Origin of the sequence: Clostridium sp. YIM B02500 (assembly GCF_022324665.1) — a bacterium.
GTDB lineage: Bacteria > Bacillota > Clostridia > Clostridiales > Clostridiaceae > Clostridium > Clostridium beijerinckii.
This window is the reverse complement of record NZ_JAKGTE010000085.1, coordinates 1-1,167: the sequence shown is the minus strand read 5'-3', so window position 1 is coordinate 1,167 and position 1,167 is coordinate 1. Positions and strand designations below refer to the sequence as shown.

Genomic DNA, 1,167 nt, shown 5'->3' with positions numbered 1-1,167 from the left:
ATACAGGGGGTATTAATTTGAAAAAGAAAAACATTTATTCAATTCGTAAACTAGGTGTAGGTATTGCATCTGTAACTTTAGGTACATTACTTATATCTGGTGGCGTAACACCTGCTGCAAATGCTGCGCAACACGATGAAGCTCAACAAAATGCTTTTTATCAAGTGTTAAATATGCCTAACTTAAACGCTGATCAACGTAATGGTTTTATCCAAAGCCTTAAAGATGATCCAAGCCAAAGTGCTAACGTTTTAGGTGAAGCTCAAAAACTTAATGACTCTCAAGCTCCAAAAGCTGATGCGCAACAAAATAAGTTCAACAAAGATCAACAAAGCGCCTTCTATGAAATCTTGAACATGCCTAACTTAAACGAAGAGCAACGCAATGGTTTCATTCAAAGTCTTAAAGACGATCCAAGCCAAAGCACTAACGTTTTAGGTGAAGCTAAAAAATTAAACGAATCTCAAGCACCGAAAGCTGACAACAATTTCAACAAAGAACAACAAAATGCTTTCTATGAAATCTTGAACATGCCTAACTTGAACGAAGAACAACGCAATGGTTTCATCCAAAGCTTAAAAGATGACCCAAGTCAAAGTGCTAACCTTTTAGCAGAAGCTAAAAAGTTAAATGAATCTCAAGCACCGAAAGCTGATAACAAATTCAACAAAGAACAACAAAATGCTTTCTATGAAATCTTACATTTACCTAACTTAAATGAAGAACAACGCAATGGTTTCATCCAAAGCTTAAAAGATGACCCAAGCCAAAGCGCTAACCTTTTAGCAGAAGCTAAAAAGCTAAATGATGCACAAGCACCAAAAGCTGACAACAAATTCAACAAAGAACAACAAAATGCTTTCTATGAAATTTTACATTTACCTAACTTAACTGAAGAACAACGTAACGGCTTCATCCAAAGCCTTAAAGACGATCCTTCAGTGAGCAAAGAAATTTTAGCAGAAGCTAAAAAGCTAAACGATGCTCAAGCACCAAAAGAGGAAGACAACAACAAGCCTGGCAAAGAAGACAACAACAAGCCTGGTAAAGAAGACGGCAACAAACCTGGTAAAGAAGACAACAAAAAACCTGGCAAAGAAGACGGCAACAAACCTGGTAAAGAAGACAACAAAAAACCTGGCAAAGAAGATGGCAACAAACCTGGTA

Annotated in this window: 1 protein-coding gene; it reads left to right on the top strand. The window is 36.8% G+C overall.

The window, feature by feature from the left end:
- Nucleotides 1-17: 17 nt before the first annotated feature.
- Nucleotides 18-1,167 (top strand): staphylococcal protein A (gene spa, locus L1S46_RS26215; RefSeq protein ID WP_238901444.1); only part of this gene is annotated, 1,150 nt, incomplete at its 3' end.